The sequence below is a fragment of the Marinobacter sp. BW6 genome (genome assembly GCF_008107725.1).
Lineage (GTDB): Bacteria > Pseudomonadota > Gammaproteobacteria > Pseudomonadales > Oleiphilaceae > Marinobacter.
On the sequence record NZ_VIRN01000064.1, the window covers coordinates 678,957 to 705,259 of the forward strand.

At 56.5% G+C, this 26,303-nt stretch carries 24 protein-coding genes; 12 read left to right on the forward strand and 12 right to left on the reverse strand.

The features are described from left to right. Nucleotides 1-5: 5 nt before the first annotated feature. Nucleotides 6-281 (reverse strand): DUF2061 domain-containing protein, encoded by a 276-nt coding sequence (locus FMN52_RS11645; RefSeq protein WP_148608771.1) that lies wholly within the window; start codon nt 279-281, stop codon nt 6-8. Nucleotides 282-510: 229 nt separating this feature from the next. Here FMN52_RS11645 and FMN52_RS11650 point away from each other — a divergent pair, with 229 nt between their 5' ends. Together FMN52_RS11650 and FMN52_RS11655 are read left to right on the forward strand one after the other, a co-directional pair. Beyond that, a complete protein-coding gene (locus FMN52_RS11650) occupies nt 511-984 on the forward strand; it encodes a Dps family protein (RefSeq protein WP_148608772.1) in 474 nt (157 codons plus the stop codon). A gap of 160 nt (nt 985-1,144) precedes the next feature. Continuing rightward, nucleotides 1,145-2,815: a choice-of-anchor I family protein gene (locus tag FMN52_RS11655; RefSeq protein WP_148608773.1), complete on the forward strand. Its 1,671-nt coding sequence runs from the start codon at nt 1,145-1,147 to the stop codon at nt 2,813-2,815. A 64-nt stretch (nt 2,816-2,879) separates the two neighbouring features. Here the strand turns inward: FMN52_RS11655 and FMN52_RS11660 are convergent, their stop codons facing one another. From FMN52_RS11660 to FMN52_RS11685, 6 genes are all read right to left on the reverse strand, one after another. Beyond that, the gene (locus FMN52_RS11660) at nt 2,880-4,004 is read right to left on the reverse strand and encodes an NAD(P)/FAD-dependent oxidoreductase (protein ID WP_148608774.1); all 1,125 of its coding nucleotides are present in this window, start codon (nt 4,002-4,004) and stop codon (nt 2,880-2,882) included. Then, entirely contained in the window at nt 4,004-5,317 is a 1,314-nt protein-coding gene (locus FMN52_RS11665) for a cyclopropane-fatty-acyl-phospholipid synthase family protein (protein ID WP_148608775.1), read from the reverse strand. Before FMN52_RS11665 ends, FMN52_RS11660 begins: the two co-directional genes overlap by 1 nt. Before the next feature lie 230 nt (nt 5,318-5,547). Next, on the reverse strand, nt 5,548-6,843 hold the full coding sequence (locus FMN52_RS11670) for a TRAP transporter large permease subunit (RefSeq protein ID WP_148608776.1): 1,296 nt from the start codon (nt 6,841-6,843) through the stop codon (nt 5,548-5,550). Next, nucleotides 6,840-7,385 carry a TRAP transporter small permease subunit gene (locus FMN52_RS11675; protein ID WP_148608777.1) on the reverse strand — a complete coding sequence of 182 codons (546 nt, stop codon included), beginning with the start codon at nt 7,383-7,385 and terminating at the stop codon, nt 6,840-6,842. The genes FMN52_RS11670 and FMN52_RS11675 overlap by 4 nt, the downstream gene beginning before the upstream one ends. A 101-nt stretch (nt 7,386-7,486) precedes the next feature. Next, entirely contained in the window at nt 7,487-8,563 is a 1,077-nt protein-coding gene (locus tag FMN52_RS11680) for a TRAP transporter substrate-binding protein (protein WP_148608778.1), read from the reverse strand. A 147-nt stretch (nt 8,564-8,710) separates the two neighbouring features. Then, a complete protein-coding gene (locus FMN52_RS11685) occupies nt 8,711-9,169 on the reverse strand; it encodes an ATPase (RefSeq protein ID WP_148608779.1) in 459 nt (152 codons plus the stop codon). A gap of 118 nt (nt 9,170-9,287) precedes the next feature. On the opposite strand from FMN52_RS11685, the gene FMN52_RS11690 reads away from it, so the two are divergent. After that, a complete protein-coding gene (locus FMN52_RS11690; RefSeq protein ID WP_148608780.1) occupies nt 9,288-10,355 on the forward strand; it encodes a beta-N-acetylglucosaminidase domain-containing protein in 1,068 nt (355 codons plus the stop codon). 9 nt (nt 10,356-10,364) lie between these two features. Here FMN52_RS11690 and FMN52_RS11695 read toward each other — a convergent pair whose 3' ends face one another. Next, nucleotides 10,365-11,075: an SIMPL domain-containing protein gene (locus FMN52_RS11695; protein WP_148608781.1), complete on the reverse strand. Its 711-nt coding sequence runs from the start codon at nt 11,073-11,075 to the stop codon at nt 10,365-10,367. A 117-nt stretch (nt 11,076-11,192) separates the two neighbouring features. On the opposite strand from FMN52_RS11695, the gene FMN52_RS11700 reads away from it, so the two are divergent. Continuing rightward, entirely contained in the window at nt 11,193-11,726 is a 534-nt protein-coding gene (locus FMN52_RS11700) for a macro domain-containing protein (RefSeq protein WP_148608782.1), read from the forward strand. Between the two features lie 9 nt (nt 11,727-11,735). On the opposite strand, the gene FMN52_RS11705 is transcribed toward FMN52_RS11700, so the two are convergent. Then, nucleotides 11,736-12,743 carry a ChaN family lipoprotein gene (locus tag FMN52_RS11705; RefSeq protein WP_240339469.1) on the reverse strand — a complete coding sequence of 336 codons (1,008 nt, stop codon included), beginning with the start codon at nt 12,741-12,743 and terminating at the stop codon, nt 11,736-11,738. Nucleotides 12,744-12,768: 25 nt separating this feature from the next. Further along, a complete protein-coding gene (locus FMN52_RS11710) occupies nt 12,769-12,948 on the reverse strand; it encodes a CopG family transcriptional regulator (RefSeq protein WP_148608783.1) in 180 nt (59 codons plus the stop codon). Nucleotides 12,949-13,061: 113 nt separating this feature from the next. Here FMN52_RS11710 and dauA point away from each other — a divergent pair, with 113 nt between their 5' ends. The 7 genes from dauA to FMN52_RS11745 all read left to right on the forward strand — a co-directional run bounded on the left by dauA (nt 13,062) and on the right by FMN52_RS11745 (nt 21,677). Beyond that, a complete protein-coding gene (gene dauA, locus FMN52_RS11715) occupies nt 13,062-14,813 on the forward strand; it encodes a C4-dicarboxylic acid transporter DauA (protein ID WP_148608784.1) in 1,752 nt (583 codons plus the stop codon). A gap of 71 nt (nt 14,814-14,884) precedes the next feature. Continuing rightward, nucleotides 14,885-16,831, forward strand: coding sequence for an ion channel DMI1 (locus tag FMN52_RS11720; RefSeq protein ID WP_148608785.1), 1,947 nt, complete (start codon nt 14,885-14,887; stop codon nt 16,829-16,831). Between the two features lie 262 nt (nt 16,832-17,093). Beyond that, nucleotides 17,094-18,686: an isocitrate lyase gene (locus FMN52_RS11725; protein WP_148608786.1), complete on the forward strand. Its 1,593-nt coding sequence runs from the start codon at nt 17,094-17,096 to the stop codon at nt 18,684-18,686. A 376-nt stretch (nt 18,687-19,062) separates the two neighbouring features. Then, nucleotides 19,063-20,070, forward strand: a complete 1,008-nt coding sequence (locus FMN52_RS11730; protein WP_148608787.1) for a hypothetical protein — start codon at nt 19,063-19,065, stop codon at nt 20,068-20,070. A gap of 54 nt (nt 20,071-20,124) precedes the next feature. Further along, the gene (locus FMN52_RS11735) at nt 20,125-20,475 is read left to right on the forward strand and encodes a hypothetical protein (protein ID WP_148608788.1); all 351 of its coding nucleotides are present in this window, start codon (nt 20,125-20,127) and stop codon (nt 20,473-20,475) included. Between the two features lie 12 nt (nt 20,476-20,487). Continuing rightward, nucleotides 20,488-21,180, forward strand: a complete 693-nt coding sequence (locus tag FMN52_RS11740) for a C39 family peptidase (RefSeq protein ID WP_148608789.1) — start codon at nt 20,488-20,490, stop codon at nt 21,178-21,180. Between the two features lie 5 nt (nt 21,181-21,185). Further along, nucleotides 21,186-21,677, forward strand: a complete 492-nt coding sequence (locus FMN52_RS11745; protein ID WP_240339470.1) for a hypothetical protein — start codon at nt 21,186-21,188, stop codon at nt 21,675-21,677. A gap of 18 nt (nt 21,678-21,695) precedes the next feature. Here the strand turns inward: FMN52_RS11745 and FMN52_RS11750 are convergent, their stop codons facing one another. Beyond that, nucleotides 21,696-22,769, reverse strand: a complete 1,074-nt coding sequence (locus FMN52_RS11750) for a transporter (RefSeq protein ID WP_148608790.1) — start codon at nt 22,767-22,769, stop codon at nt 21,696-21,698. A 13-nt stretch (nt 22,770-22,782) separates the two neighbouring features. After that, nucleotides 22,783-24,159 carry a sigma-54 dependent transcriptional regulator gene (locus FMN52_RS11755; RefSeq protein WP_148608791.1) on the reverse strand — a complete coding sequence of 459 codons (1,377 nt, stop codon included), beginning with the start codon at nt 24,157-24,159 and terminating at the stop codon, nt 22,783-22,785. Nucleotides 24,160-24,444: 285 nt separating this feature from the next. Here FMN52_RS11755 and FMN52_RS11760 point away from each other — a divergent pair, with 285 nt between their 5' ends. After that, a complete protein-coding gene (locus tag FMN52_RS11760) occupies nt 24,445-26,259 on the forward strand; it encodes an SLC13 family permease (RefSeq protein ID WP_148608792.1) in 1,815 nt (604 codons plus the stop codon). Nucleotides 26,260-26,303: the final 44 nt, after the last annotated feature.

The following is a 26,303-nucleotide window of genomic DNA, read 5'->3' on the forward strand; positions in this document are numbered from 1 at the left end:
CGGAATCAACAGGTGTGGGCCTGGGTGTGAATTACAGGTGCCGTTGAAGCCCTTGTATCACGCTGACGGCGGGCCCAGATCTTTTCATGGAAGAAATAGGCCACCGTGTTTATTGCCGGTTCTACCATGGCGATCAGGCTTCCGATCAGGAGGTCACCAGTGAGCAGGTAAGCCACGGTAAAGGCGACGGTGAAATGAGTGAGGGCGAAAGTTACCGTCTTGATCAGCGACTGGTCGCCATTCGTGCCATGGTTGTGTACGAACAGTTTTAACGCGCTCATGGTTGTCTCCGGTATCGATCGTTGATACTGCAATTAAACGCCGGGTGAGAATGAGTGTTAAATGAATTGCATTGAGAAGTTCGATAGCGTGGAGCTATCTTTTTGGCGGTTCACATAGAGTTATGCAGCATTACTATCGCCGAGATTAGCAAACTAAACTTCCTCGCGTTCGGCGATTGGGCTTATAGTTCCAGCAATCGCAAATACATAACTGCCAAGGAGATGCGTTATGGGTAAGAATTTTATTGGTCTTGATACCGAGAAAACGGCAAAGCTCGCTGACTCTCTGAATGATCTGCTTTCCAACTACCAGATTTTTTACATGAACGTGCGTGGGTATCACTGGAACATCAAGGGCGACAACTTCTTCGAGCTGCACGTGAAGTTCGAGGAGCTCTACGACGACCTGCTGCTCAAGATTGATGAGATTGCCGAGCGTGTGCTCACTTTGGGCCATCGACCGGCTCACGCTTACAGCACCTACATTGAGCGCTCTGAAGTGCCGGAGCGGAAGGATGTGTCCGACGGCAAGGAAGCGATGGGGAACATCGTGGAAAGTTTTGCCAAGCTGATCGGCAAACAGCGTGCACTGCTCAGCCTGGCCGGTGAAGCGGAAGATGAGGGCACCGTTGCCCTGATGAGCGACTACATTTCCCAGCAGGAGAAGACGGTCTGGATGTATCGCAGCTATCTCGGTCACTGAGTCGAGCGAACTGAATGAATGGCGACCTCTGGGTCGCCATTTTTTGTCCTTTTCATCAATTCGTAACCTTAGTGACTCGGAACTGACGCCGAAATGTCACGCCTTTGACCTAGCGTGTGTAGGGATTCTCTACATCAAGCTAACCCAGAGGCACGTTGTCATGTTCCGAAAAACCCTGCTGTCCGCAGCCATAGTTTCTTCCATGCTGGGCCTGAGCGCCTGTACCGATGACGGTAACGATGGCGCGGATGGGGCAAACGGCACCAGTAAATCGTTGATCGAACTCAATGTGCTGGGAACCTATAAGGCCCCCGGCGATGTATTTGACGTGGGGGCTGCCGAGATCCTTGCCCACGACAAGGCCAATCAGCGTCTGTTCGTTGTGAATGCCGGGGCATCCACCGTGGACGTGCTCGATATTCAGGATCCCTCCCAGCCGGTTCTTTTGCAGACCATTGATGCCACGGCCGAGGGCGCTTCGGCCAACAGCGTGGCTGTCTACGGCGACCTGGTGGCGGTGGCCATTGAGGCGGAAACCAAGCAGGACAACGGTAAAGTCGTGTTCTACAACACCACAGACCTTGGCAAAGTCGGCGAGGCCACTGTTGGCGCGCTCCCCGATATGGTCACCTTTACCCGTGACGGTATGAAAGTGCTGGTCGCCAACGAGGGTGAGCCCAGCGACGACTACACCAATGACCCGGTCGGATCCGTCAGCATTATTGATCTGTCGGCGGGCGTTGCCGGCGCCACAGTAACCACCGCGGGTTTCGAAGGGTTCAATGCCGACGAGGTAGCCCTGAAAGCCAGCGGTGTCCGGGTGTTTGGCCCGGGCGCATCCGTGGCTCAGGACATGGAGCCGGAGTACATTGCCGTCTCACTGGACAACCAGACCGCGTGGGTCGCCCTGCAGGAAAACAATGCGGTTGCCGAACTCGATATTGAAGCCGGTGTGATCAATGCGATCCTTCCGCTGGGCTTCAAAGACCACAGTGTGATTGGCAACGAGCTGGACGCCAGTAATCGGGACAGCGGCATCAATATCCGGAACTGGCCGGTCAAGGGCATGTATATGCCGGATTCGATGACCAGCTACGGCTACAATGGCAAGACGTACTACATCACCGCCAATGAAGGAGATTCCAGGGATTATGATGGTTTCTCCGAAGAGTTCCGACTGGGTGATTTGACCCTGGATGCCGCGGCTTTTCCGAATGCGGCTGATCTTCAGTTGGATGAGAACCTTGGTCGGATCAAGGTGACCTCTACCATGGGCGTTAGCAATGGCTGTGATCCCAGTGATCTGGCTACGGATGTAGAGGTTGACTGCGAATACAACGAAATTTACACCTATGGCGCCCGGTCATTCTCCATCTGGTCAGCCGATGGCAAGCGGGTCTTCGACAGTGGCAGCGAGTTCGAACGCATCACCGCCAGTCTCCTGCCGGACAATTTCAATGCCACCAATGACGAGAACAATTTCGATAACCGCTCTGATGACAAGGGGCCTGAGCCGGAGGCGGTAACGGTTGGCAAGATCAACGGACAGACCTTTGCGTTTATCGGTCTTGAGCGGATTGGCGGGATTATGGTCTACGACGTGACCAACCCCCAGAATCCGGAGTTCGTCCAGTACCTGAATAACCGTGATTTTTCGGTGTCGGATGCGGATTTGCAGGCGGGTATGGCCGGTGATCTTGGACCGGAAGGTGTCGCATTTATCGCCGCAGAAGACAGCCCAAATGGGCAGCCATTGCTGGCGGTGGGTAATGAAATCAGTGGAACCACCACCCTGTACGGTATTGACGTCATCGAACTGACGGCGAACTGAGTTCAGGGCCCGAAAGCAACCCGGGAGCATCGGTATTGGCGCTTCCGGGTTTTTGTTGCCATCCTCAGACTGCGACTTGCAGTGGCGGCACTTCCTGATGCAGGAACCACTTCTCTGTTACCACCTTTCTTGTAAACCAGTGCGAGCGCATCAGGCTACTGGCCAGCGGCATCTTGACCCAGTCAGGCACCTGCCAGCCCTGATCTGCCTCCGAGGCCCGGGTGCCAAAGCGTTCGGCAATGGCATCGCCGTATACCTGCAATGAGGACGCTGAATAGTCCGGCGCATTCCGAATGACATCCGCGGCAAGCAGTGCAGATTCGATTGCTGGCCGAATGCCCTCACCGCTCTGGGTATAGGCGAGGCCAGCAGCATCGCCAATCAACATGACACCGTCGTCCACCAGTGGCCTGTCGGCATGGGCGTATAGAAGATAGGCATGGCCCTTGAAACGGCCCGGCAGATCCGCCGGAATACGCCCCGTTGACTTCATTGTTTCAACAAAGGCCTCCAGATGCCCGGTAAGCTTGTGGTTGTCTTCCCGGCCCAGACCAATATTCAGGAAATTGCCCTTACGGAACACCCAGGCGTACCCTTTGAGATCGCGGCAGAACCAGAGCTCCGGTGTATCGCCGCGGGCCTCGCAGGCTGAGGCCTGCTCCGGCGTCATTTCAAACTCAACCTCTTTGGCGGCCACCACGGTCTCATGGCTGCCGGGGCCTTCGCCAAGCAATCTGGCAACCGGGCAGAAGTGGCCGCCGGCCCCGACCACCAGGGGCGCTTCCCAGGTGTCGTTGACCACCCAGTTGCCCTCTCGACGGACGATGGATTTGACCGGCGTGGCCAGCTGCTTGGGGCCGTTGACACGGCTGAGCAGGTAGTCGTCGAACTCACACCGTCGGATGCCATAACTGACCACATCGCCATGATCGTTTTCCACGGCCGGCTGACCCATCATCCCGATGCGGAAACGACGAATGGGCTGGAGGGTTCGCTCCTTTGAGTACTCATCGGGATTAAGCTTCAGGGTTTCCATGACGGCGGGGGTCACCCAGCCCGCACAGGTCTTGTCCCGTGGGAAGTCCTGCTTGTCGATGATCAGCACTTTTTTGCCGCTGTTTTCCAGGGCGCTGGCCAGGGTGGAGCCGGCAGGGCCGGCGCCGACGATGATCAGGTCGTAATAGTCCATCAGGCCTCCTCAGGTGCGGCAGGGAAGTCGTAGAGATACTGTCGACTTTGCGGCAGTTTGTTGTTATCACCGTGGCTGAAGACCACCTGGAATAGCTGCAGGGAGCCTGCCCGGAAGGCAGCGATGGAGCCGGCCAGATACATGCGCCAGGCACGGGTAAAGTGGCCGTCATACATGGCGGTTACCTTGTCTTCGTTCTCGTTGAACCGCTCCATCCAGTGGCTCAGTGTCTGGGCGTAATGCAGGCGCAGGTTCTCTACATCCAGCACCGAAAAATCACCGTGCTCGCAGATCTCCATGAATTCACCGATGCTCGGTGGGTAGGCGCCGGGGAAGATTCTCTTTTCGATCCAGGCATTCATGAGCATAGGGCGATTGCGGCCAATGCTGTGTAGCAGGGCGATGCCATCGGGTTTCAGGCTTCGCTTGATCAGCTCGGACAGAGCTTTGAAGTTTTCCTTACCCACGTGTTCCAGCATCCCGATAGATACGAAGGCATCATACTGGCCGTTGATATTGCGGTAGTCGTCTTCAACGTATTCCACCAGATGATCTAGCCCTTGCTTGCGGGCTTCTTCACGAGCATAGACCAATTGTTCCCGTGAGATGTTATAGGAATGAACTTTGACGCCGTAATTGCGGGCCATGTAGCGGGCCAGCCCGCCCCAACCACAACCAGCCTCAACTACGGTCATGCCCGGTTTGAGTCGGAGCTTGCGGCAAACGTGCTCCAGCTTTGCCAACTGGGCCTGTTCGAGTGTCAGGTCGGGGCTCTCGTAATAGGCGCAGGTGTATTGCATTTCGGCACTGTCGAGCCAGTGCTGGTAGAACTCGTTACCCAGGTCGTAGTGGTGATGGATGTTTTCCTTTGCCTCGGAGATGCCGGTGGAGCGGGGGTTGTGATTGCGCCACAGCGCTTCCAGCCATTTCGGCCATTTCTGGCGCGCCTGGTGAACCGAACGGTAAAGAGCCTCCATCAGGTCCGGCAGGTCTCCCTCTACCTCCAGTCGGCCGGAACTGTAAAGATCCCCGAATGCCAGGTTGGGGTTGGTGACCAGTGCGTAAAGCGCCTTGGGGTCGGTCAGATGCAGAGTAAATTGCGAGTGTTGACCCTCCGGTTCAATCACATCCCCATTCCAGAGCCGGAACCGGAGCGGTGGCGAGCCTGCCATGCGCATCAGCTTGGCAATCAGCCAACGCTCGTAGGTGTGCGGTGACCGGTCCACGTGGGTGTTTTCCAGTGGCAAGGTCAGCACGTGGCTTTTGGATTCTTGCCCGCTGTCACGGGTTTTCTGGGCAGTGCTCTGGTTCATGGACTCCGCTCTCCCTTGATAACCTCAACATCAATGTTTTGTCGCCGTTCGCGCGCCAGGGTTCCCGAATACCAGTCTGAGAATCGCCGGTTGTCCGTTCAGTATAGAAAACAGTCAGGTTTTGTCAGGTTGGGGCTATATAGAGGAAAGCTATGATGCGGATAGAAAAACCGAAGAGTAGAGAGAGCGCAAAAAAATACCGGGCCCTGAGGCCCGGTATTCTGGTTGGATTAGTAAGAGGAGCTCATGCCGAACCATTCGGGGAAGATCACGATCAGCGCCAGAACAAACACCTGAATCAGGATGAAGGGCAGGACGCCTTTGTAGATGTCCGTCGTTCGCACTTCCGGTGGTGCGACGCCTTTCAGATAGAACAACGAGAACCCAAACGGTGGTGTAAGGAAACTGGTCTGCAGGTTCATCGCGATCAGGATGGCGAACCAGAGCATGTTGATACCCATGGCTTCAGCCACTGGCGCCAGGATCGGCACGATGATAAAGGAGATCTCAACGAAGTCGATGAAGAAGCCCAGTACCAGGATGACCGCCATGGCCAGGATGATAAAGCCCCATTTTTCACCTGGCAGTTGGAGCAGCCACTCTTCCAGCAGGTAGTCGCCACCGGTGTAGCTGAATACCATGGAGAAGGCGGTGGCACCAATCAGGATCGCGAAGACCATGGCGGTCACCTTGACGGTGTCCTTGGATGCATCCCACACCATCTTGAAGGAGAACTGGCGGTAGATAATGGCCAGCACCACGGCACCAACGCCACCCAGAGCGGATGATTCAGTGGGTGTGGCAATGCCGGTGAAGATCGATCCCAGAACCACCACAATCAGTGCCAGCGGCGGAATGATGGCCAGCAGGGCGTTGAGGACTTCCTTCTTGCGGGAAACGCCGGGTTCATCCGGCATCGCCGGGGCGGTTTCAGGCTTGAGCCTGGTCAGGACCAGAATGTAGGTGATGTAGAGGCCTACCAGCACAACGCCTGGCCAAACTGCGGCCTTGAACAGATCACCAACCGGAAGGCCAAGGACATCGCCCAGAATAATGAGAATGATCGAGGGCGGAACAATCTGACCGAGGGTGCCGGAGGCACAGATGGTCCCAGTGGCCAGCCGCTTGTCGTATTTGTGCGCCAGCATGACCGGCAACGAGATCAGACCCATAGCGACAACACTGGCGCCCACGACACCGGTGGAAGCCGCCAGCAGCGCACCGACCAGGATGGTCGAAATGGCCAGGCCGCCGGGTAGTCCGCCAAACAGCCGGCCCATGGACGTCAGCAGCTGTTCTGCCAGCCGCGTCCGCTGGAGCACCACGCCCATGAAAATAAACAGGGGAACGGCCATCAGTACGGTGTTCTGCATCACGCTCATGATGCGATAGGGCATGAAGGCAAAGAGATCCATGCCTTCGGCGAAAATACCGAAAAACAGCGCAACGCCACCGAAGGTAAATGCTACGGGGAAGCCCAGCATCAGCAGCAGCAGAGCCGCGCCGAACATAATCATACCGATCATGCGAGCCCTCCTGCGCTGTGTTCACCTTCATATTCCTTGTCGCCAGCCATTACGCGCAGGGCGTACGTAGCCATGTTCAGGCCGGCTACACCGATGAAAAAGGCGCTGACCGGGATCACGGACTTGATGATCCACCGATGGGGCAGGCCGCCCGGGTCGCCACTGCCTTCACCCATTTGGTAGGAGTCAATCGCAAAGTCGTAGCCGTAAATGCCAATCAGATAGGCAAATGGAATGACGAAAATGAACGCGCCGATCAGGTTGACCCAGGCCTTGGCCTTGTTGCTCCAGCGGGTGTAGAAAACATCGACCCGAACATGGCCATCTGTCCTTAGCGCGTACGGGATACCAAGCAGGAATACCACCGAGTAAAGGTGCCATTCCATTTCCTGCATGCCGATCGAAACGTTGTTAAAGGCGTAGCGGGCCACTACGTCGTAAAAGACGTTGGCTGCCATCAGTATCATTGCGACACAGGCAACCCAGCCGCAGAACACGGACAACCGGGCAAGCCCGTCGTCCAGTTTGATAATCCACCGCATTGATGATCTCCCGCCAGGCGGACTGGCGTTTTTTCAGTTGCTATAAACGACAAAACCGGGATCACTGCTAGAGCGATCCCGGCTCCGTTAAAGCCTATATCTTACTCGACTTCTGCCATTGTGTTGAGGTAGGCGCGCTCAGAAATGTTGGTGTAAGCGCGGCTCTTCTCAAGGTAGTCCTGCTGGGACTCGATGATCTTGGCTGCCATGTCACTTTCGGCCGCTGCTTCGTCGAGCAGTTTGTTGTTGGCCGCGTACATTGCGTCGAAGATGTCATCCGGGAAACGCTTGATCTGGACATTCGGATATTCCTCGCGAATGTTGGCCCAGGCTTCGGCGTTGGCGTGCTGGGAGTGAACCAGCATGTCGTAGGAGGCAGTGCGCATGGCGACACGCATGATTTCCTGCAGGTCCGCCGGCAGCTTTTCCCAAACCCGCTTGTTTACCAGGAACTGAAGTTCGGTAGCGGGCTCGTGCCAGCCGGTGTAGTAGTAGTCAGCAATCTGCTGGAAACCGAGACGCAGATCCAGCGCCGGGCCTACCCACTCAACCGCGTCAATGGTGTTGCGTTCCAGGGCTGTGTACAGCTCGCCCGGAGCAATGTTGGTCGGGTTAACGCCAACTTCTGCGAAGACTTCACCGGCGAAACCGGGGATGCGCATCTTCAGACCCTGGAGGTCTTCCAGCGAGTTGATTTCCTTGCGGAACCAGCCGCCCATCTGAACGCCGGTGTTACCACCCGGGAAAGACAGCATGTTGTGGGGCTCGTAGACTTCCTGCATCAGCTCCATGCCGCCGCCGTGGTAGAACCAGGCATACTGCTCCATTGCATTCATGCCGAACGGCATGCTGGTGAAGAACAGGGTCTCTGGAACCTTGCCCTTCCAGTAGTAGGAAGCGGAGTGGCCCATGTCGTACTGGCCAGCCTTGACCATATCGAAGATGCCAAGGGGCGCTTTGTGCTTGTTGGACGAATCGATTCGGACTTTCAGGCGTCCGTCAGACATTTTCTCGACGTTTTCGGCAAACCGCTTGGTGGTGTCACCGAAAATCGGGAAATTTGGTCCCCAGGTTTCTGCAAGGCGGAGTGTAAAGGTCTCTTGGGCGAGCGCCTGTGTGGTGGCAAATGTTGTTGCCACAGCCAGCACAGCCGCGGAAAGAACAGAACGGATCTTCATTGCTCTTCTATCCTCTTATCTTTTTTGTGGGTCGAGGGCCTCCCCTGTTTGGGGCAAAACCACTCTTGATGCTAGTTCACGTTAGCAATTATCGTTAACAAACGAAATCAAAAACCGCTTGGTGTACGACCTTGGTCGTACGACGGATCAGAGGTCGTCCATCCGGCTGATCTGGCTCGAAAGCCGCATGGCCTCGTGCTCTTCGAGGGACAGCAAATCCTCAAGCAGTGACTTGGCTTCGGGGATTTCGGCCTTGCCGATCAGTGAATCGTAAAGATCCATCACCTGATCATGGAACTGGAAGATCTCTTTCGCGATGTCTGTAAATGACATTGAGGCATAGTGGGTGTAGGAGTCGGCACTGGCCTTGATTGGCTTGTGATTAAGGTAGTCGTACATGCGGGTGTTCATGGCTTTGGGATCAGCCTGCTTCTCGAACTCCTTAACGGCTTTTTCGAGCATGGCTTCGTGACCGGCGACATAGTCGAGTAATGCGCTGCACCGTTCATCGTTGTTGAGCTTTGCGGACTCCTTCAGACACCTTGCCAGATGCGCATGCAGTTGCCTCGTCCATTCGATGAGGTCCTCGAAGGTTTTTATTTCCATTGAATTGCTCCTTGCCGTGCGGATCGTTTGTAGTTGGCATTACCGGTAAGTCTAGTCAAAATTGGAGGTTGTGGGGTGCCTGACCCGGGCCCGGGAACCAGCGGAGCGGAAATTGGCCATGACAACGACACTTGGCATCATTGAAGGATTCTACGGTCCCATGTGGACCTGGCAGGAGCGCCGGCAATTGGTCCGCGCTCTGGCACCCCATGGGTATGGGTTTTACCTTTATGCCCCTAAAGCCGATGCCTTCCTGCGTCGCAAATGGCAGCAGCCCCACCCACCGGCAACGGCCTCTGAACTGGCGGAATTTTCGCGCTTCTGCCGGCATGAGGGGGTGCGTTTCGGGGTTGGGTTGAGCCCGTTTGAGATATTCAATCGGTTTGACGACGAGGCTCGTGCAGCCCTGACGAACAAACTCGCCTTACTGGAACGTATTGGCATTGATGAGCTGGCGATTCTGTTCGACGACATGCGGGCCGATACTCCGGATCTGGCCAGCACCCAGGTGGACATTGTGCACTGGATCCGTGAACACACCGAGATCAAGCATCTGAGTGTCTGTCCCAGCTACTATTCTGATGATCCGGTGCTGGACCGGGTGTTCGGTGAGCGCCCGGTGGACTACCTGGAAACCCTGGGACGCAAGCTGGACCATTCGGTGAATGTGTTTTGGACCGGGGAGGAGGTGTGTTCCCGGGAAGTCTCTCCAGGCCATCTGAAACGGATCGGGGATCTGCTCGGGCGCAAGCCGGTACTCTGGGACAATTACCCGGTTAACGATGGTGACCGGATGTCACAACACCTGCATCTGCGCGCCTTCACCGGACGACCCGCGGCGAACGCGGCGCACCTGGCCGGCCATGGTATCAACCCGGCTCTGCAGCCAACCTTGACGGCAATCCCGGCGATTACGCTGGCGGAATCCTATCGGCTCGGACCCTTTTATCAATACGGTCAGGCGTTCCGACACGTGGCCCGGGAGGTATTGGGCAGGGAGCTGGCTGCGCAGTTGCATGCGGATTTACTGGTGCTGCAGGATGCCGGCCTTGGCCGGATCAGCGATGAAAAGCGGCAGAGTCTGCAACACACTTACGACGCTTTTGACCACCCTGCAGCCAGTGAGATTTTGCGCTGGCTGCAGGGGGAGTATCAGGTGACCGATGAGATGGTGGCCACCCAGTAGGCCTGCGGGCTACCTGAGATAGTATTCGACGGTCGAGACCACCCGAACGGTCTTCACCGGTTGCTGCCCTTCCATGATGCCCGGCGCCTGATCCCGGGCGAGAATCTGGAAAACGCCCTGATTGGCGCGTCGCAGGCCCCCGAGTTCCGCCTGGGCATCCTGGGCAAACTGGGCGGCCGCTTCCCGAGCCGACGCGGTAGCTTCGGCAATCATCTCGGGCTTGATATCGTTGAGGCGGTTGAACAGATAGGTCGGGCCCGATGGGCCGTAGTCTGAAGATAGCACCACCCCTGAATCCACCAGTTCGCTGACCGCCTGGGCCGCCTGTCGGATTCGGTCGATATCGGTGCTGCGAACCATAAGGGTCTGGCTGATGATGAATTTCTGCTCGCCATTATTGGCCTGGTAGGGATTGGCCCGGGTATCGGTTACATCCAGGCGCTGGAGCTCGACCGCATCCTCGTCAATAGCCTGCAGTTTCAGGAACGCCATGATCGCATCCCGGCTGCTTCTGGCCTTGTCCTGGGCCCCACTCAGTGATGCCCCGGTCGCAACAAAGCGGATGGGCCACAAGGCGAGATCCGCACTCACCTCCCGTTCTGCCACACCCTTGACGGTGACATAGCGGTCGCCGGTGCGCAGGTCAGTAAGGCCATTACCAATCAGGGCGGCGGAAATAATGGCGCTGATGCCGAGAATCAGTGAGGCAAGAAGCTTCATGGGGTGTCCCTGTATTACGTCACCGGAAAGTTCCGAAAAGCGTCCGGTTGATGGCTGCTATCCTGAAGGTCATGATCAAGATTAGCGTGTCACGTCCCAAGCGAAAAGAGAGGAATCATGACGGCTGTGAAAGTTGAGTGCGTCAAAGGCAACATCGCCGCGCAGCAGGATATGGATGTCATCGTGAATGCTGCCAATGCCGAGTTGTTGCCTGGCAGTGGCGTGGCGGGCGCCATACACGGCGCCGCCGGCCCTGGATTGGCAGAGGAGTGCCGGGCGCTGGCGCCCATAAGTCCAGGCCAGGCCGTAATCAGCTCTGCCCACAACCTGCCGAACCAGCATGTCATCCATTGCCTGGGGCCGGTTTATGGGGTCGATGAGCCATCGGACCGTTTGTTGGCGGAGTGTTTCAATCACGCCCTGTTGCTGGCGGACCGCCATGGGCTGGCGTCCATTGCCTTTCCTGCCATCTCTACCGGGGTTTTTGGTTATCCTGTGCGGGATGCCGCCGCAGTAGCCATGAAGGCGGTTGCCGACACCCTGGAGGAACTCAAGTCTGTTCATCTCGTTCGGTTTGTCCTGTTCAGCGATCAGGATCTTTCGATGTTTGATGAGGCCCTTAAGCGGGAATCTGGCCTGTCAGGCCGGTAGCGGCGATTTCTAGTCACAGGTCTTGTCGGTTGATTGGCGGAAGCGGGCCTTCATGGCTTCGCGTTCCCGATCGGCGTCCTGGAATTCATCGGGCAGGGGCTGGATAAAGTAGATGAAATCACCCTTAGCGCGATTCTGCTCCAGTGGCTGTTTGCTGTCCTCCAACCGCCAGAATACCGGACTGACAACGGCAACAGAGATCTCCGGTGCCCGCTGTTTAAGCAGTGCTACGGTTCCAAGGCCGTCTTCACTGTGAAACGTGCCGGTCAGGTGCAGCACCTGGTGTCCCGGATGCTCTGCCCGCGCCTGAAGAATGCGAGTGGCCATGGTGTTGTCCCGGAGCAACTGAGCCTTGTAGGTATTCTCCATCCGTTCGCTCATGGTGTTGTCGGCCTGGTGGCTGGTGCCGATGGCAGCCATGAACTTTTCCCGGTAGGCAAGGGTGTCCATGAAGGGATCGGTGGGTAGTTCCTGTCTCAAAGTGTTTGAGATGCGGTCGAGATAGTCCGGGCCTCTACGCCCGACACAGCGGACAACGTCTGCTGGTGCGTTGGCCGCGATCACGGGCAGATTCTGCCGGCGTGCAAACTCCACCAGTGGCCGATAGGAGGCGCGATAATTGTCCCAGGCACTGGCATCCTCAATCATTTCGGTCTCGCCGGTTTCTCCCTGCAGATACCGATTTAGCTCATCCTGACGGTCCAGGTTGAACTGTTCCATGGTAAGAATTTGCGCTGGCCGAAGCTGATACATTGCAGTCTGAAGCCGGGATTGCAGAAGATGCGAGCCATGGTGTCCATGGTATTCCCCAACAACTACCACATCGGTCTCTGTCAGTCGTTGCGCCAGCTGTTCCAGAGTCAGGGCGGTGTTGCTGTCCGGGTCTGTTATCCGGGCATCGTACTGGGTTTGCGGTGCCGTCAGTATTGCATCCGGGACTTTTGATGAAGGCATGGCGGTGCATCCGTTCAGGGCAGACAGTGTGGCTAGTAGCATGACTGGCGACAGACGTTTCATGGTAGTCCTTACGTTTCGACCGCGGTCAGGATCTTTTTTTGCGTTCTTCGCGCCAGTCCGGCCCCAATCTTTCTTCCACATATTCCCGAATAAATTGGCGTACTCTCTGGGAGGGTGTTACATCCTCCTGCTTGCACAGTTCCTCAAAGGCGGCCTTTTTTTCCGGATCGATCAGCAACGTCAGGCGGGCAGTGCGGTTTTCCATAGGGTTGTTCTTCACCTCTGGTGATTTCGAAGTATGTTAATCAGATTAACATTGAATACAGATATGATGAGCATATAGTTTGTAGGTAAAAGTTGCAATTAACGAGCCCTGCTATGCCACATCGCGCCCACCTGTTTTCACTCCGGATGGCCCACGCATTCCGGGAAGCCTGTATTGATGAGCCGTACCGGGGCCGTCGTTTCCTGCGCGACCTGATGGCCGGTGTCACGGTTGGCATTATTGCCATACCACTGGCCATGGCTCTGGCGATCGCCAGTGGGGTAGCGCCGCAGTACGGACTGTACACCGCCATTATTGCCGGTTTCGTGATCGCATTGACCGGAGGCAGCCGGTTCAGTATCTCCGGCCCCACCGCCGCCTTCGTTGTTATCCTGTATCCGATTGCCCAGACCTACGGCCTCGGTGGCTTGCTGCTGGCCACCCTGATGTCTGGCGTTCTGCTGATCATCATGGCCCTGATGCGGCTGGGACGCTTCATTGAATACATTCCCGAGTCTGTAACTTTGGGGTTCACCGGGGGTATTGCGGTGGTGATTGCCACTCTGCAGATCCGAGACTTTCTTGGCCTCTCTGTCGGGGATATGCCCGAACATTACTGGGACAAGCTGGCCGTGCTTGTCGGCGCCCTTCCTGAGATTGATGGTATGAGTACCCTGGTTGCCGGCATCACTCTCGCGGTCATGCTGGTCTGGCCCCGGCTAAAAACACCCGTGCCGCCGCATCTGCCGGCCGTGGTGATCGGGAGTCTTCTGGCACTGTGGTTGAATACACAGGGCGCTGCCATCGAAACCATCGGTTCAAGGTTCAGCTATCTGTTGCCGAATGGTTCGATGGGGGCAGGTATTCCACCCTTTCTGCCGGAATTTGCCTGGCCCTGGCAGCAGGCGGGGGTGTCGGGCGAGCCGATCGGGCTGACCTGGTCGCTGGTCCAGGATCTGCTGCCCGCGGCCTTTGCCATTGCCATGCTGGGTGCAATTGAATCGCTTCTCTGCGCGGTGGTGCTCGATGGCATGACTGGCAAACGCCACAGCGCCAACAGTGAGTTGATGGGGCAGGGATTGGGCAACATCATCACGCCCTTTTTTGGCGGTATTACCGCTACGGCTGCCATTGCGCGCTCCGCAGCCAACTACCGGGCCGGCGCCGAGTCCCCGGTATCCGCAATGGTTCATTCTCTGGTGGTGCTGCTGGCGCTGGTTTCGCTGGCAGGTCTGTTGGCGTACCTGCCTATGCCGGCCATGGCGGCTCTTCTTGTGATGGTGGCCTGGAATATGAGCGAGGCACCCAAGTCTTTGCATCTGCTGAGAACGGCCCCGCGCAGCGACATCCTGGTCTTTCTGACTTGCTTTTCGCTCACGGTTTTACTGGATATGGTGATTGCGATTACTACCGGGGTCTTGCTGGCGGCCGTGCTGTTCATGCGGGAAATGGCTCAGATGACCAGAGTGACGGATATTACCCTGAACAAACGGATCGTTCAGTTCGGCCTGCCTGATGGCTGGCAGGTGTTCAAGATTAACGGCCCCCTTTTCTTTGCAGCTGCTGACCGGATTTTCGGGGAACTGGCCGAGCTGTCCAGGAATGCCCGCGGGTTCATCCTGTATATGGATGGCGTCACGATTCTGGATGCCGGGGGGCTATCTGCTCTGAACAAGTTGATCGCCACCTGCGAACAGGACGGCACGCAGATTGTCATTGCCGATCTCCAGTTCCAGCCCTTGAGAACCCTTGCTCGTGCAGGTGTGGCACCGGTGCCGGGGGTCAGCCGTTTCACGCCGTCCCTTGATGAGGCGTTGCGTCTGATAAGCAACCCGGAATCCCGTGCTGATCAGCCCGCCCGATAAAACGTTGATTCCTGCAGCCTCTGGATAGTTTACCCTTAGACTACGAGAACACACAGAACCAGAGGACCGCCATGCTGCCTTTCCGGCTGATCGACCGCGTGAAATTCATACTGGAGCGCCAACTGGTAAAGGGGGCGGGGTTTCAGCTTCTTGTCGTCGGTGTCTTTATCGGCCTGATCTCTCTGGTCGGCGGCCTTTTGGTGGTTCCCCAGGGCGGGGACTTCGAGGAGCCGGGCTCAGCGATCTGGTGGGCCTTCCTGAGGCTGACAGACCCCGGTTATCTGGGGGACGATGTTGGCACCTGGCAGCGCTTCGTCTCAACGCTTCTTACCATCAGCGGCTATGTGGTGTTCATGGGTACTCTGGTGGCCATCCTGACTCGGTGGTTGATTGCCAAAATGGCGGACCTCGAGCGGGGCCTCACGCCGGTGACTCTGAAAAACCATGTGGTGGTGCTGGGGTGGACCAGCCAGACCTTGCCGCTGCTCTCGGAGTTGCTGGGTTCCAGCGGCCGGATGCGGCGGTTTCTGGAAAAGCATGACGCCCAGAAGCTCAACCTGGTGGTGTTGTCGGAGGAGGCTTCTGCCGCCCAGGTTCACGAACTGAGGAGTGAACCCGGGATCGGGCGCAGAGCCCGTCAGATCATCCTTCGTTCAGGATCGGCAATCCAGCCGGATGCCCTGCACCGGGTGGCCTGTCTGGATGCAGCCGCCGTTATCGTCCCCAGCGCCGCCCATGAAGCGGGCAGCCTGGTGACCTCGGACGTGGAAACGGTCAAGGCGCTGCTGTCCATTGCCGCCCAGGCGAGGCACTTCAAGGCTTCTCTGCCTTTCGTCGTGGCTGAGATCCAGGACGTCCGGAAGCTCCCGGTGATTGAACGGGCCTATCCCGGAGCAGTGGAAGTTGTGGCCGGCGATGCCACCATCAGTCGTTTGATGGTTCAGAACATTCTCCATCCCGGGCTGTCGGAAGTGTTCAACGAATTGCTTACAGCCGGTGAGGGGAACGAAATCTATATCCGGGGCGGCGAATCGTTGGCAGGCATGACGCTTGGCGAGCTGGCGTCCGCCCGCCCCGAGGTAATCGTTCTGGGGCTTTTGAAACATCGTGGTGCAGGCTGGGACGTTCAGCTATTGGCACCTTCAGACGCGAGAATTGGTCCGGCGGATCGGGTGGTTATCATGGCCCGGGATTACTCCGAGACAGAACCGGATGCCAAACGGGCAACCTTGCCGGAGCTTGTGAGAGGGCCCGCGATACACGTCGACCGGCCTGCCGACCAGGCGAACCACCGTGTTCTGGTGTTGGGCTGGAACCGACGAGTACCCAGCCTGATCGCCGAATTTCTCAGCTACGGGCACCGTCATTTTGAGGTGGATCTTGTTTCCGTGGTTCCGAAAGCCGAGCGGGAACAGGCCATTGCCCAATACGTCGAGAATGCCGGCCGCCTGACCTGTCGACACATCGAGGCGGATTATATGGTGGAGGGTGAGCTGCGCAGGATTGGGCCGGCGGGCTACGATACCGTGATCCTGCTTAGCAGTGACCGACTGGCTTCCGGCGAGGAGGCCGATGCCCGGGCGATGGTCGGGTATCTCCAGCTCGAGGATATCCTGGCCGATTTTGCCCGGAGGCCTCAGCTGATCATGGAGTTGAGTGACCCTGACAACCGGCATCTGTTGGATGGGCACCAGAGTGAGATGATGATCAGCCCCATGATTCTGAGTCATGTTCTGGCCCAGGTGGCCCTGCGGCGGGAGCTTCGAATCGTGCTGGATGAGCTGTTCACCGTGGGCGGTGCCGAGATCCAGTTCCGGGATCCCGCGGATTACCCCTTGCCCGCCAGTGCGACGTTTCAGGTTCTGGAAAAGACGGTGGCGTCTGAAGGTGAACTGGCCCTGGGTGTCTTTCGCCACAGCGCCAATGAACGTGGTCGCCACCTGCAATTGAATCCCCCCAGGAAAGACTATCTGGAATTGCAGCCAAAGGATCGGCTGGTCGTGCTCTGCCTGACCTGAAAAGCAATATCAGGCTGTGCGGACCGGGTGATCAGGAGGTCACCCTCCGCACCTTGATCCAGCTCAATTGCCTGGCCCTTTTGGTATTCACCAGAAAAATGCTGAAAATAGATCATATAAATTTCAATTATAAATTTGAAACCACTAAAGTAACCATCAACGTCAGCGCTTCGCTCAAAAAGTGAGCAGGTTGTTGGCTTCGGAAGTTGCTGTACGCTTCTCCGCATCGACTTAGAAAACCAACGTAGAAAGGATTGAGAACATGCCCTACGCACAAGACGTCGACCAGATTGCTTCCCTGTTGAAGCAGCACCCGACCTGGAATGCTATCAACCCGAAGCACGCCGCTCGCATGCGCGCCCAGAACAAGTTCAAGACCGGTCTGGACATCGCCAAGTACACCGCCAAGATCATGCGCGAAGACATGGCGAACTACGACAACGACACTTCCCAGTACACCCAGTCCCTAGGCTGCTGGCACGGTTTCATCGGTCAGCAGAAGATGCTGTCCATCAAGAAGCACTTCGGTACCACCAAGCGTCGTTACCTTTACCTGTCTGGCTGGATGGTTGCTGCCCTGCGTTCCGAGTTCGGCCCGCTGCCTGACCAGTCCATGCACGAGAAGACTGCTGTATCCGGTCTGATTGAAGAGCTCTACACCTTCCTGCGTCAGGCCGATGCCTGGGAACTGAACCACCTGTTCCGCGCCCTGGAAGAAGCTGAGAACGCGGGCGACAACGCCAAGGCCGAAGAGCTGATCAAGCAGATCGACAGCCACGAAACTCACGTTGTGCCAATCATTGCCGACATCGATGCTGGCTTCGGTAACGCAGAAGCGACTTACCTGCTGGCCAAGCAGATGATTGAAGCCGGTGCCTGCTGCATCCAGATCGAAAACCAGGTTTCTGACGAGAAGCAGTGTGGTCACCAGGACGGCAAGGTAACCGTGCCGCACGCTGACTTCCTGTCCAAGATCAACGCCGTTCGTCTGGCGTTCCTCGAGCTGGGTGTGGATGACGGCGTTATTGTTGCCCGTACTGACTCACTGGGCGCTGGCCTCACTCAGAAAATCGCTGTGACTGAAGAGCCGGGCGATCTGGGCGACCAGTACAACAGCTTCATCGATGGTGAAGTGATCGAGAAGGCTGAAGATATCAACAACGGAGACGTTGTGATCAAGCAGAAGGGCCAGCTGGTTCGTCCGAAGCGTCTGGCGTCTGGCCTGTTCCAGTTCAAGCCGGGCACTGGCGAAGACCGTGTTGTGCTGGACTGCATCACCAGCCTGCAGAACGGCGCAGACCTGCTGTGGATCGAAACCGAGAAGCCGCACGTTGGCCAGATCGCTGCCATGGTTAACCGCATCAAGGAAGTGGTTCCCGATGCCAAGCTGGTTTACAACAACAGCCCGTCCTTCAACTGGACCCTGAACTTCCGTCAGCAGGTATTCGACGCATGGCAGGAAGAAGGCAAGGACGTTTCTGCCTACGACCGCGCCAAGCTGATGAGCGAAGAGTACGACAACACCGAGCTGGGTCAGCTGGCGGATGAGTGGTGCCGTAACTTCCAGCGTGACGGTTCACGCGAAGCAGGTATCTTCCACCACCTGATCACCCTGCCGACCTACCACACTGCGGCCCTGTCCACAGACAACCTGGCCAAGGGCTACTTCGGTGACGAAGGCATGCTGGCCTATGTTGCCGGTGTACAGCGCAAGGAAATCCGTCAGGGTATCGCTACCGTTAAGCATCAGGACATGGCTGGTTCCAACATTGGTGACGACCACAAGGAATTCTTCGCTGGTGATGCGGCCCTGAAGGCTGGTGGTAAAGACAACACCATGAACCAGTTCGGCTAATCGACGGTTCAGGCGTTGCTGAAGCGGGTCTTCGGGCTCGCTTCTAATCCCAAAACCCCGCATTTTGCGGGGTTTTGTGTTTTCTGACACTGTGCATTTTACGTATGTGTTTGAAAAAAGGTTATAAACAGCCGGTTCAGTGTTTTTCGTATGCCTTCCCTGTTTCATCCCTGAAACAGTTTCCCTGCCGTAAAGCCTTGCCAGTTCTCGACTGATCTGTAGAAATTGTTGAAAAAACAGATGGGTGGGATCGATTTCTAAATTCTGGCACGGGAATCGCTCCTTTGTTCTGGCGGGTCTGAACCTTGGCTTACCCGAAGGCTAGCGGGTTGGGTCGGATCCCTTAAAAGCCAATAACTTCAAAGGAAATGACATCATGAATACCAAAAAAACACTGCTAGCAGCTGCCATCGCAATGAGTCTGGGCGTTTCCGGTTTTGCCTACGCTGACCAGGGAGGAGATGGAGATCCGAATACCAACGCGGACAATACCTCCACGGCCAACAACGACCAATCCGGCAATACTGACTCCGGTAACGACAATTCTGATAACACCAACAACTCGGACAATTCCGATAGTTCCGATAACAGCACTGATGTGGCCGACTCGTTCAAGATCGCCGACAGCGGGAATGACAATTCGGACAATACAGATAATTCCGACAACTCGAATAACTCGGACAACAGTACCGACGTTGCCGATTCATTCAAGATAGCGGATGCCGCTAACGATAAATCGGACAATTCGGATAACTCCGATAATTCGGATAACTCCGATAACTCGGACAATTCGGATAACAGCACTGATGTGGCCGATTCATTCAAGATAGCGGACACCGCTAACGATAAATCGGACAATTCGGATAACTCCGATAATTCGGATAACTCCGATAACTCGGACAATTCGGATAACAGCACTGATGTGGCTGATTCGTTCAAGATCGCTGATAGTGGCAATGATTCATCTGATAACTCAGACAATTCAGATAACAGCGATAATTCTGACAATTCAGATAACTCTGACAACTCAGATAACTCTGACAACAGCACCAGCGTGAACGATTCATTCAAGATCGCTGACAGCGGAAACGATTCGTCTGATAACTCAGACAATTCCGATAATTCCCTGGCGCTGGACCTGGATGTGTTCCTGAATAACGCGGATCTGGATGGAAGCGTATCGGGTTCTTCAACCACTTATGGTGATGCCAACGGCAGAGCTTCCTACACTGATGCTCGCAACAGAAACGAGATCTCTGGTGGCTCAGCCAATTACACCGGCGTCGGGGCCTTTGCCCAGAACGCAGGCAATGGCAGCGTTACACAGGCGAACGTCAGTGTAATGTCCAACCTGTCCACCGGCAGCGGTGGCGGCACCCAGTAAGGAATTCGGGCCGCGCCTTAACGGGTGCGGCCCGGTTATTCCGGGAGAACTGCCATGGGTTACGTCATCAGATGGAAACTGAAGGCTGCCTTGCTGACGTTATTGTTCACGGCAGCGGGATTGGTTTCGGCCGAAGAGTGGCTGGATGCCGCGCCGATGTCGGCGGATCAGCTGGCGGATTCAAGTGGTCGCCAGGGAATCCCGATGCAGTGGCAGATTAACGATAACCAGCAGAATGCGAATGTGTCCGATAACCTGCTGTCGGGAAATGTTGTCACAGGTGATAACAGTATTTCCGACAACGCGTTCGGCAACATGAGCGGGGTTGCCACGGTTATCCAGAACACCGGCAACCAGGTGGTCATTCAGGACAGTACCCAGATCAACATACTGATCAATCACTGAAGGAGGTGGGCCATGACCAGGAAGGTTCTTGTCGCAGTTTGCGCGAGTGCCGGGCTGCTGTGGTCCACTGCATTTGCCGGCTCGGTCATGGTGCCGGGCATTGGCGGCGATGTTCGGGTAAACGTTACCAGTTTTGAGAACCGCCGGTTTGATTCCGTGATGCGGCAGCAATACGACTTCAGTTGCGGCTCTGCCGCGATTGCTTCGTTGTTGTCCTTTCACTATGAGGACCAGGTAACAGAGCACGATGTTTTCATCGAGATGCTTACTCTCGCGGACGAGCAGAAAGTACGCCGGGACGGTTTCTCCATGCTAGATATGAAGCGCTATCTGGAGGCCAGAGGGTACCAGGCCGACGGTTTTCGCATGCCATTGAGCGGCCTGAAGGAGAAAGTGCGCCTGCCCATGATTGTATTGCTAAACATAAATGGCTTCCGGCATTTTGTTCTGATCAAAGGGATCAGTGACGATGAGGTCCTGGTGGGGGATCCGGCGCGGGGGTTGAAGGTTTATTCCTACTCAAAATTCAGCGAGTACTGGAACGGTACTGCCTTTATTATTCGCAGTCATCTTGAGCAGGGTCGGGGCGGATTTCTCGGCGAGGGACAGTGGCCCCAAGTGGCCAGGGCGCCGATACAGAGAGGCTTGAGTGGTCCTTCGCTCGGGCACACATTGCCTTACTGGCCCTCTTCTAGGGAATGGTGATAATCATGATGCCCCGGATGCCAGCCATAGCGTTACTGGTTGTTTCATTTGCAACGGTGTCGCCATCGGTCCAGGCAGAGCTGGCCCTTGGTGTTGCGCCCCTGAGTGATCCGGAACTGTCTGAATATCGGGGTGGCTTCCTGATGGATAACCTGGAGATCAGTATCGGTCTGGAGCAGATTGTCGGTATTAACGGTGACACCCTGGTGGTCAATCGCCTGACCATTCCCAACCTCAACCAGGCGGTCAACGGCGGTCTGGTGGACCATCAAATGGAAACCGTACTGGAAGTGATCAGCGCGAACCGCAGCGGCGGTGCGCGGGTAGCCAGCCAGATGGCGGGTCCCAATGGCTGGATGACGGTGGTTCAGAACAGCCTCGATAGCACTGTGATACAGAATATGCATCAGCTGAATATCGAACTGAACAATCTGGGTGTCGGGAATCAGTTCCCGGCCCGGTTCAGTGATCAGCTGATCCAGTTGCTTGGCCGCTGAGAGATTCGCGATTCCTCCCTAGAGACTGATCGGAAGCTTGAGTGTAATCTCGCTGTTAGGCGCGTTCTCAGTAACGCCAATGCTTACCGTCAGGCTAAGAGATGTGGACTGCGACAGGCGCTGGGACAGCCCGAATGACAGTGATCCGATCTGAATACGGTCGAAATTGGATTCGAAGAGATCAATGTCCCTCTCGAAAGTGGTTTTTCGAATGATCGAGTGGTCATAGCCCAGGCTGAATGACGTGCGATCGTTAAAGGCGAACCCCATCCCGAAGCCAAAACGCACGATGTCGCCGGGGTCGACCGTGCCTCCGTTTTCAAAGCCTTGCTCCTCTTTGAGAGTCCAGACATAACTCAGATTGCCGAACAACACGGCCGGGTCGGTCGGGTAGATGAATGAGAGTCCGGGTTCGAAGGCCCAGAAGCCTGAACCTGTTGGCCGGCTTTCCAGTTCGATGCCAATCGGATTGCCCTGATCATCCTCGATGACCCTCTGGTCAACGTCGTAGGGGCCCTCGCCCGTCGGCGCTCTCACCCGCAGCGCGCCAATCACGTAGGGCCAGCCGTCCAGGCCATCGGTTAACTGATAGCGAGTTGAAACTTCAACATCACCGAGACCCTCTCCGGAGGATTCGCGCAGTGTGTCCACCGGTGTACCCTGGAAAACATCACGCTCTCTCAGATCCTCACTGATGCTCAGATAGGGCACGCGCACCGCCGCTTCAAACTTGCTGGTAAAGCCATATTTGAGTGATATGGCCCCGACGAAAATATCGCGCTGGATCTCGGAAATGTTGATCAGTCCGATCAACAGGGCAGGGATCACCGTGTAACCTTCGATCGCGACTGCCGTTGAGTTGCTGTGGGCATGTGAGAAGGATGGCTCGATGGTAAACCGGCCCGGCCGCGTGACGATACCCCGGTCCGCGGTAATGGAGGCAATGTCGGTTGCTGGGTCATGGCTTTCGTCGGCGGTTGTCCGGGCACCCGACGGGACGGGTGTGGCATCCCTGTCTGCCTGAGCGGCTTCAGCCAACATTGAGCAGCTCAGAGCAATCATCGGGGTGAGCCATAGTATGTATTTATTCATGTGGCCATCTCCTTCAGTTTTCTCTCTGTGGCCGGGTTGAAGCGCCATGAGGCACACAGTGCTTATCCATCAGCCGGTAGAGCGAAACTCGTGAAATATTCAGAAGCCGGGCAGCTGCTGACACGTTATTGTGGGCAAGCGCGAGACTTACTGAGATTGCCTGTCGATCCGCTCTGGAGCGAAAGGCGTCCAGTGAGAGTTCCCGGCTACGGTCTTGGTGAACCCCCGGGTTTGCCGCAAAGCCCATATCTTCGGCCCCGATCTGTGGGTTTTCCCCCAGTAATACGGCCTGACGTAAGCGATTTTGCAGCTCCCTGAGGTTGCCCGGCCAGGGGTGCCCAGCGAGGCAAATCAATGCATCGTCACTGAGGCGTCGGACGCCTTTTGATGAAGGTGTGGCCGAGAGTATCCGGCTGGCCAGAACGGGAATGTCTTCCTTGCGTTCCCGCAGCGGAGGCAAGATTACATGCAGGCTCCCAAGCCGATAAAACACATCACTTCGGAAAGCCCCGGTTTTGACCAGCTGTTCGAGCGGCTGGGTGCTTGTTGCAATGAGTCGGGTGTCGACGCTGATGGGATGATTGGAGCCCAAGCGCTCTATAAGGCCCTCTTGTAGGAAGCGCAGAATGGCCGATTGTTGCTCGGAGCAAAGTTCATCGACACCGATCAGTAAAAGAGTGCCGCCATTTGCCGCTTCAATTCGCCCTTTTTGGACACTCATGGCATGGGTGAATGCCCCTTTTTCATGGCCGAAGAGCTCGTTCTGGGTTAAAGAGCGTGGCAAGGCTGCACAGTTGACTGCAATCAGCGGCCTGTTTTTACGTGGTGAGTTGTCGTGAATGAATCTGGCTGCGGCTTCCTTGCCGGTTCCGTTCTCGCCATAGATCAGCACGGATTCTTCCGTCCCTGCGAACTTCTGCAACAACTCTCTGACATGCCGGATCGCCAGAGACTCGCCCTCAAGAGCAACGTCGTGATAACAGGCGGGTTTTGTCCGGGACGCCTTCGCCTGCAGCTCAGACATTCCCCACAGGTGGCCGAGAATGGCATTGAGTCGGTCGGCCTGGAGCGGCAGTGTGTGGTAGTCCCTACAGTAACGATTGATCAGAGCACAGATTTCCGGGCTCTGGATCTGATGAGATTCCAGCGTAGCGACCCAGTGCTGGACAGGGATCGTGTCCAGCCACTCGGGCAGGTGAGCCAATTGCTCTCCGTTCAGCGAGCCCAGATCAAACACGCCGACTCTGGCATCGTCGCTGATTCGCTCGCCCGTGTAAGGCCTGTCTGAAGGGGAGACATGAATAAGCTGCCAGTCCCTCAGCAAGGGCCCGCTGACAGAAAAAACCGGGTACACCGCCGACAACCAAACGAGCGGCCGCTTTTCCTTCATGGCGACTCTCCCAGAGAATGGGCCTGGAAAACGAACTGCTGGCCGTTCAGTAAATGCTGGTAATACCGGAACTGCTCGATCCGATCACTGCCCTGTGACCGCATACGGCTTGGGGAAACAGGCAAAAAACTCCTGCTGGCGGACATTCAGTTTGTATGCCAGTTTATACACTTTCAGACCTTTCAGGAGGTTAGGGGCAGAGGCTTCTGCCACCCTGAACTTTCTGTAAAGTTTGCCGACACAGGCCTTAATCGGACGGGCAGGAACTGACGTCATGGAGGTACAGTGAGCGCCAGTCAGGCTATTGTTTTCTCAATACTGGGTATTGCCCTGGTGTTGTTCGTCTGGAATCGGATCCGGTTTGATCTGGTGGCGTTGCTGGCGCTTCTCGCCGTCGCCATTGCCGGCATTGTGCCAGCCGATCAGTTGTTTGATGGTTTTGGTCACCCTGCAGTTGTGACTGTGGCTGCGGTTCTGGTGATCAGTCAGGGTCTGGTCAACGGTGGCGTGGTTGATCGTCTGGCCCGACTGCTCGGTAAGGTCGGACATCGGCCGACGTTGCAGGTACTGATGCTGACCTCAGTGGTGGCTCTGTGCTCGGGCTTTATAAACAATGTCGGTGCGCTTGCACTTCTGATGCCCGTTGCGATCTGGATGTCCCGGGAATCCGGGCGGTCTCCTTCGCTGCTGCTGATGCCTCTGGCTTTTGGTTCTCTGCTTGGGGGGACCATGACGCTGATCGGCACGCCTCCGAACATCATCATTGCCAGTTACCGGGAAGCGGGTTCCTTTGGCATGTTTGATTTCGCGCCGGTTGGCCTTGCGATCACTCTGGCGGGCATTGCCTTTATTACGTTGGCGGGGTGGCGGCTGACACCGAGGCGCGGTAAGCCCGACGACGGCGGCAAGCTGTTCAGTGTCGGGGATTATGTCACCGAGCTTCGGGTGCCTGACGACTCCTCACATATTGGAGCAACGCTACACGGCCTGCTGACAAACGCGGACGTCGAGAAGGATGTCGTGGTTCTGGCCCTGATCCGGGACGACAAACGGTCGCTGGCGCCATCAATGTTTTCCGTTCTCCGCGGCGGCGATCTGCTACTGGTGGAAGCGGATACCGATGCTTTGCAGGAGTTTCTGGACGGCACCGGACTTGAGTTGGCGAATGTAGAGGATCCATCGCCCAAAGAGGCCGATGAAGATGGGAAGGCATCGGAACAGCCACGCGAAAAGTCACTGTCCGAGGGTGACGTTCGTTTGATCGAAGCCGTCATCACGCCGGAATCCGGTCTGATCGGAAAAACCGCCAACAGGCTGAATCTTCGTGAGCAGAATGGTCTTAATATTGTCGCTGTTGCACGTCAGGGGCAAAGGTTGCAGCGACGCCTGGGGGACATTCGCTTTCAGGCCGGTGACATTCTGCTCCTCCAGGGTGAGGAGGAAGCATTACGGGTCACCCTTCAGGGACTCGGATGTCTGCCGCTGGCAGAGCGAGGCCTCCGGTTCGGACGTGAACGCAACGCGATTCTGGCTGGCGGATTGTTTGTGGCTGCCATCGCCGCGATCGTCATTGGCTGGTTATCGCCGCCGGTCGCGCTGGTTGCCTGCGCCGTTGCCATGGTTCTCAGTGGCGTGCTCAGCAACCCGGAAGCCTACCGGGCAATCGACTGGCCCATTATCGTCCTGTTGGCGGCAATGATTCCCGTGGGGCAGGCCCTGGAAACCACCGGTGGGGCGGAGCTGATTGCGTCCTGGATGCTGATGCTTGGCTCCGGGGGCGATGTCTGGGTGGTCGTTACGATTGTTCTGATGGGTACGATGCTGCTGTCGAACGTTGTTAACAACGCGGCGGCTGCCATTCTGGTTGCCCCCATTGCCTTGAGCCTTTCAGGCCAGTTGGGCGTTGCCGCAGACGCCATGTTGATGGCAGTGGCCATTGGCGCATCCTGTGCGTTCCTCACGCCGGTGGGGCATCAGTCCAACGCGCTGGTTATGGAGCCCGGTGGCTACCGGTTTGGCGATTACTGGCGACTGGGGCTGCCTTTATCTTTTCTGGTAACCCTGGTGGCTGTCCCAGTCATTCTTGCTGTCTGGGCTTAGTCTGTTTAACCCGCCTCTGAACTCTCTGGTATGCTGCTCAGACC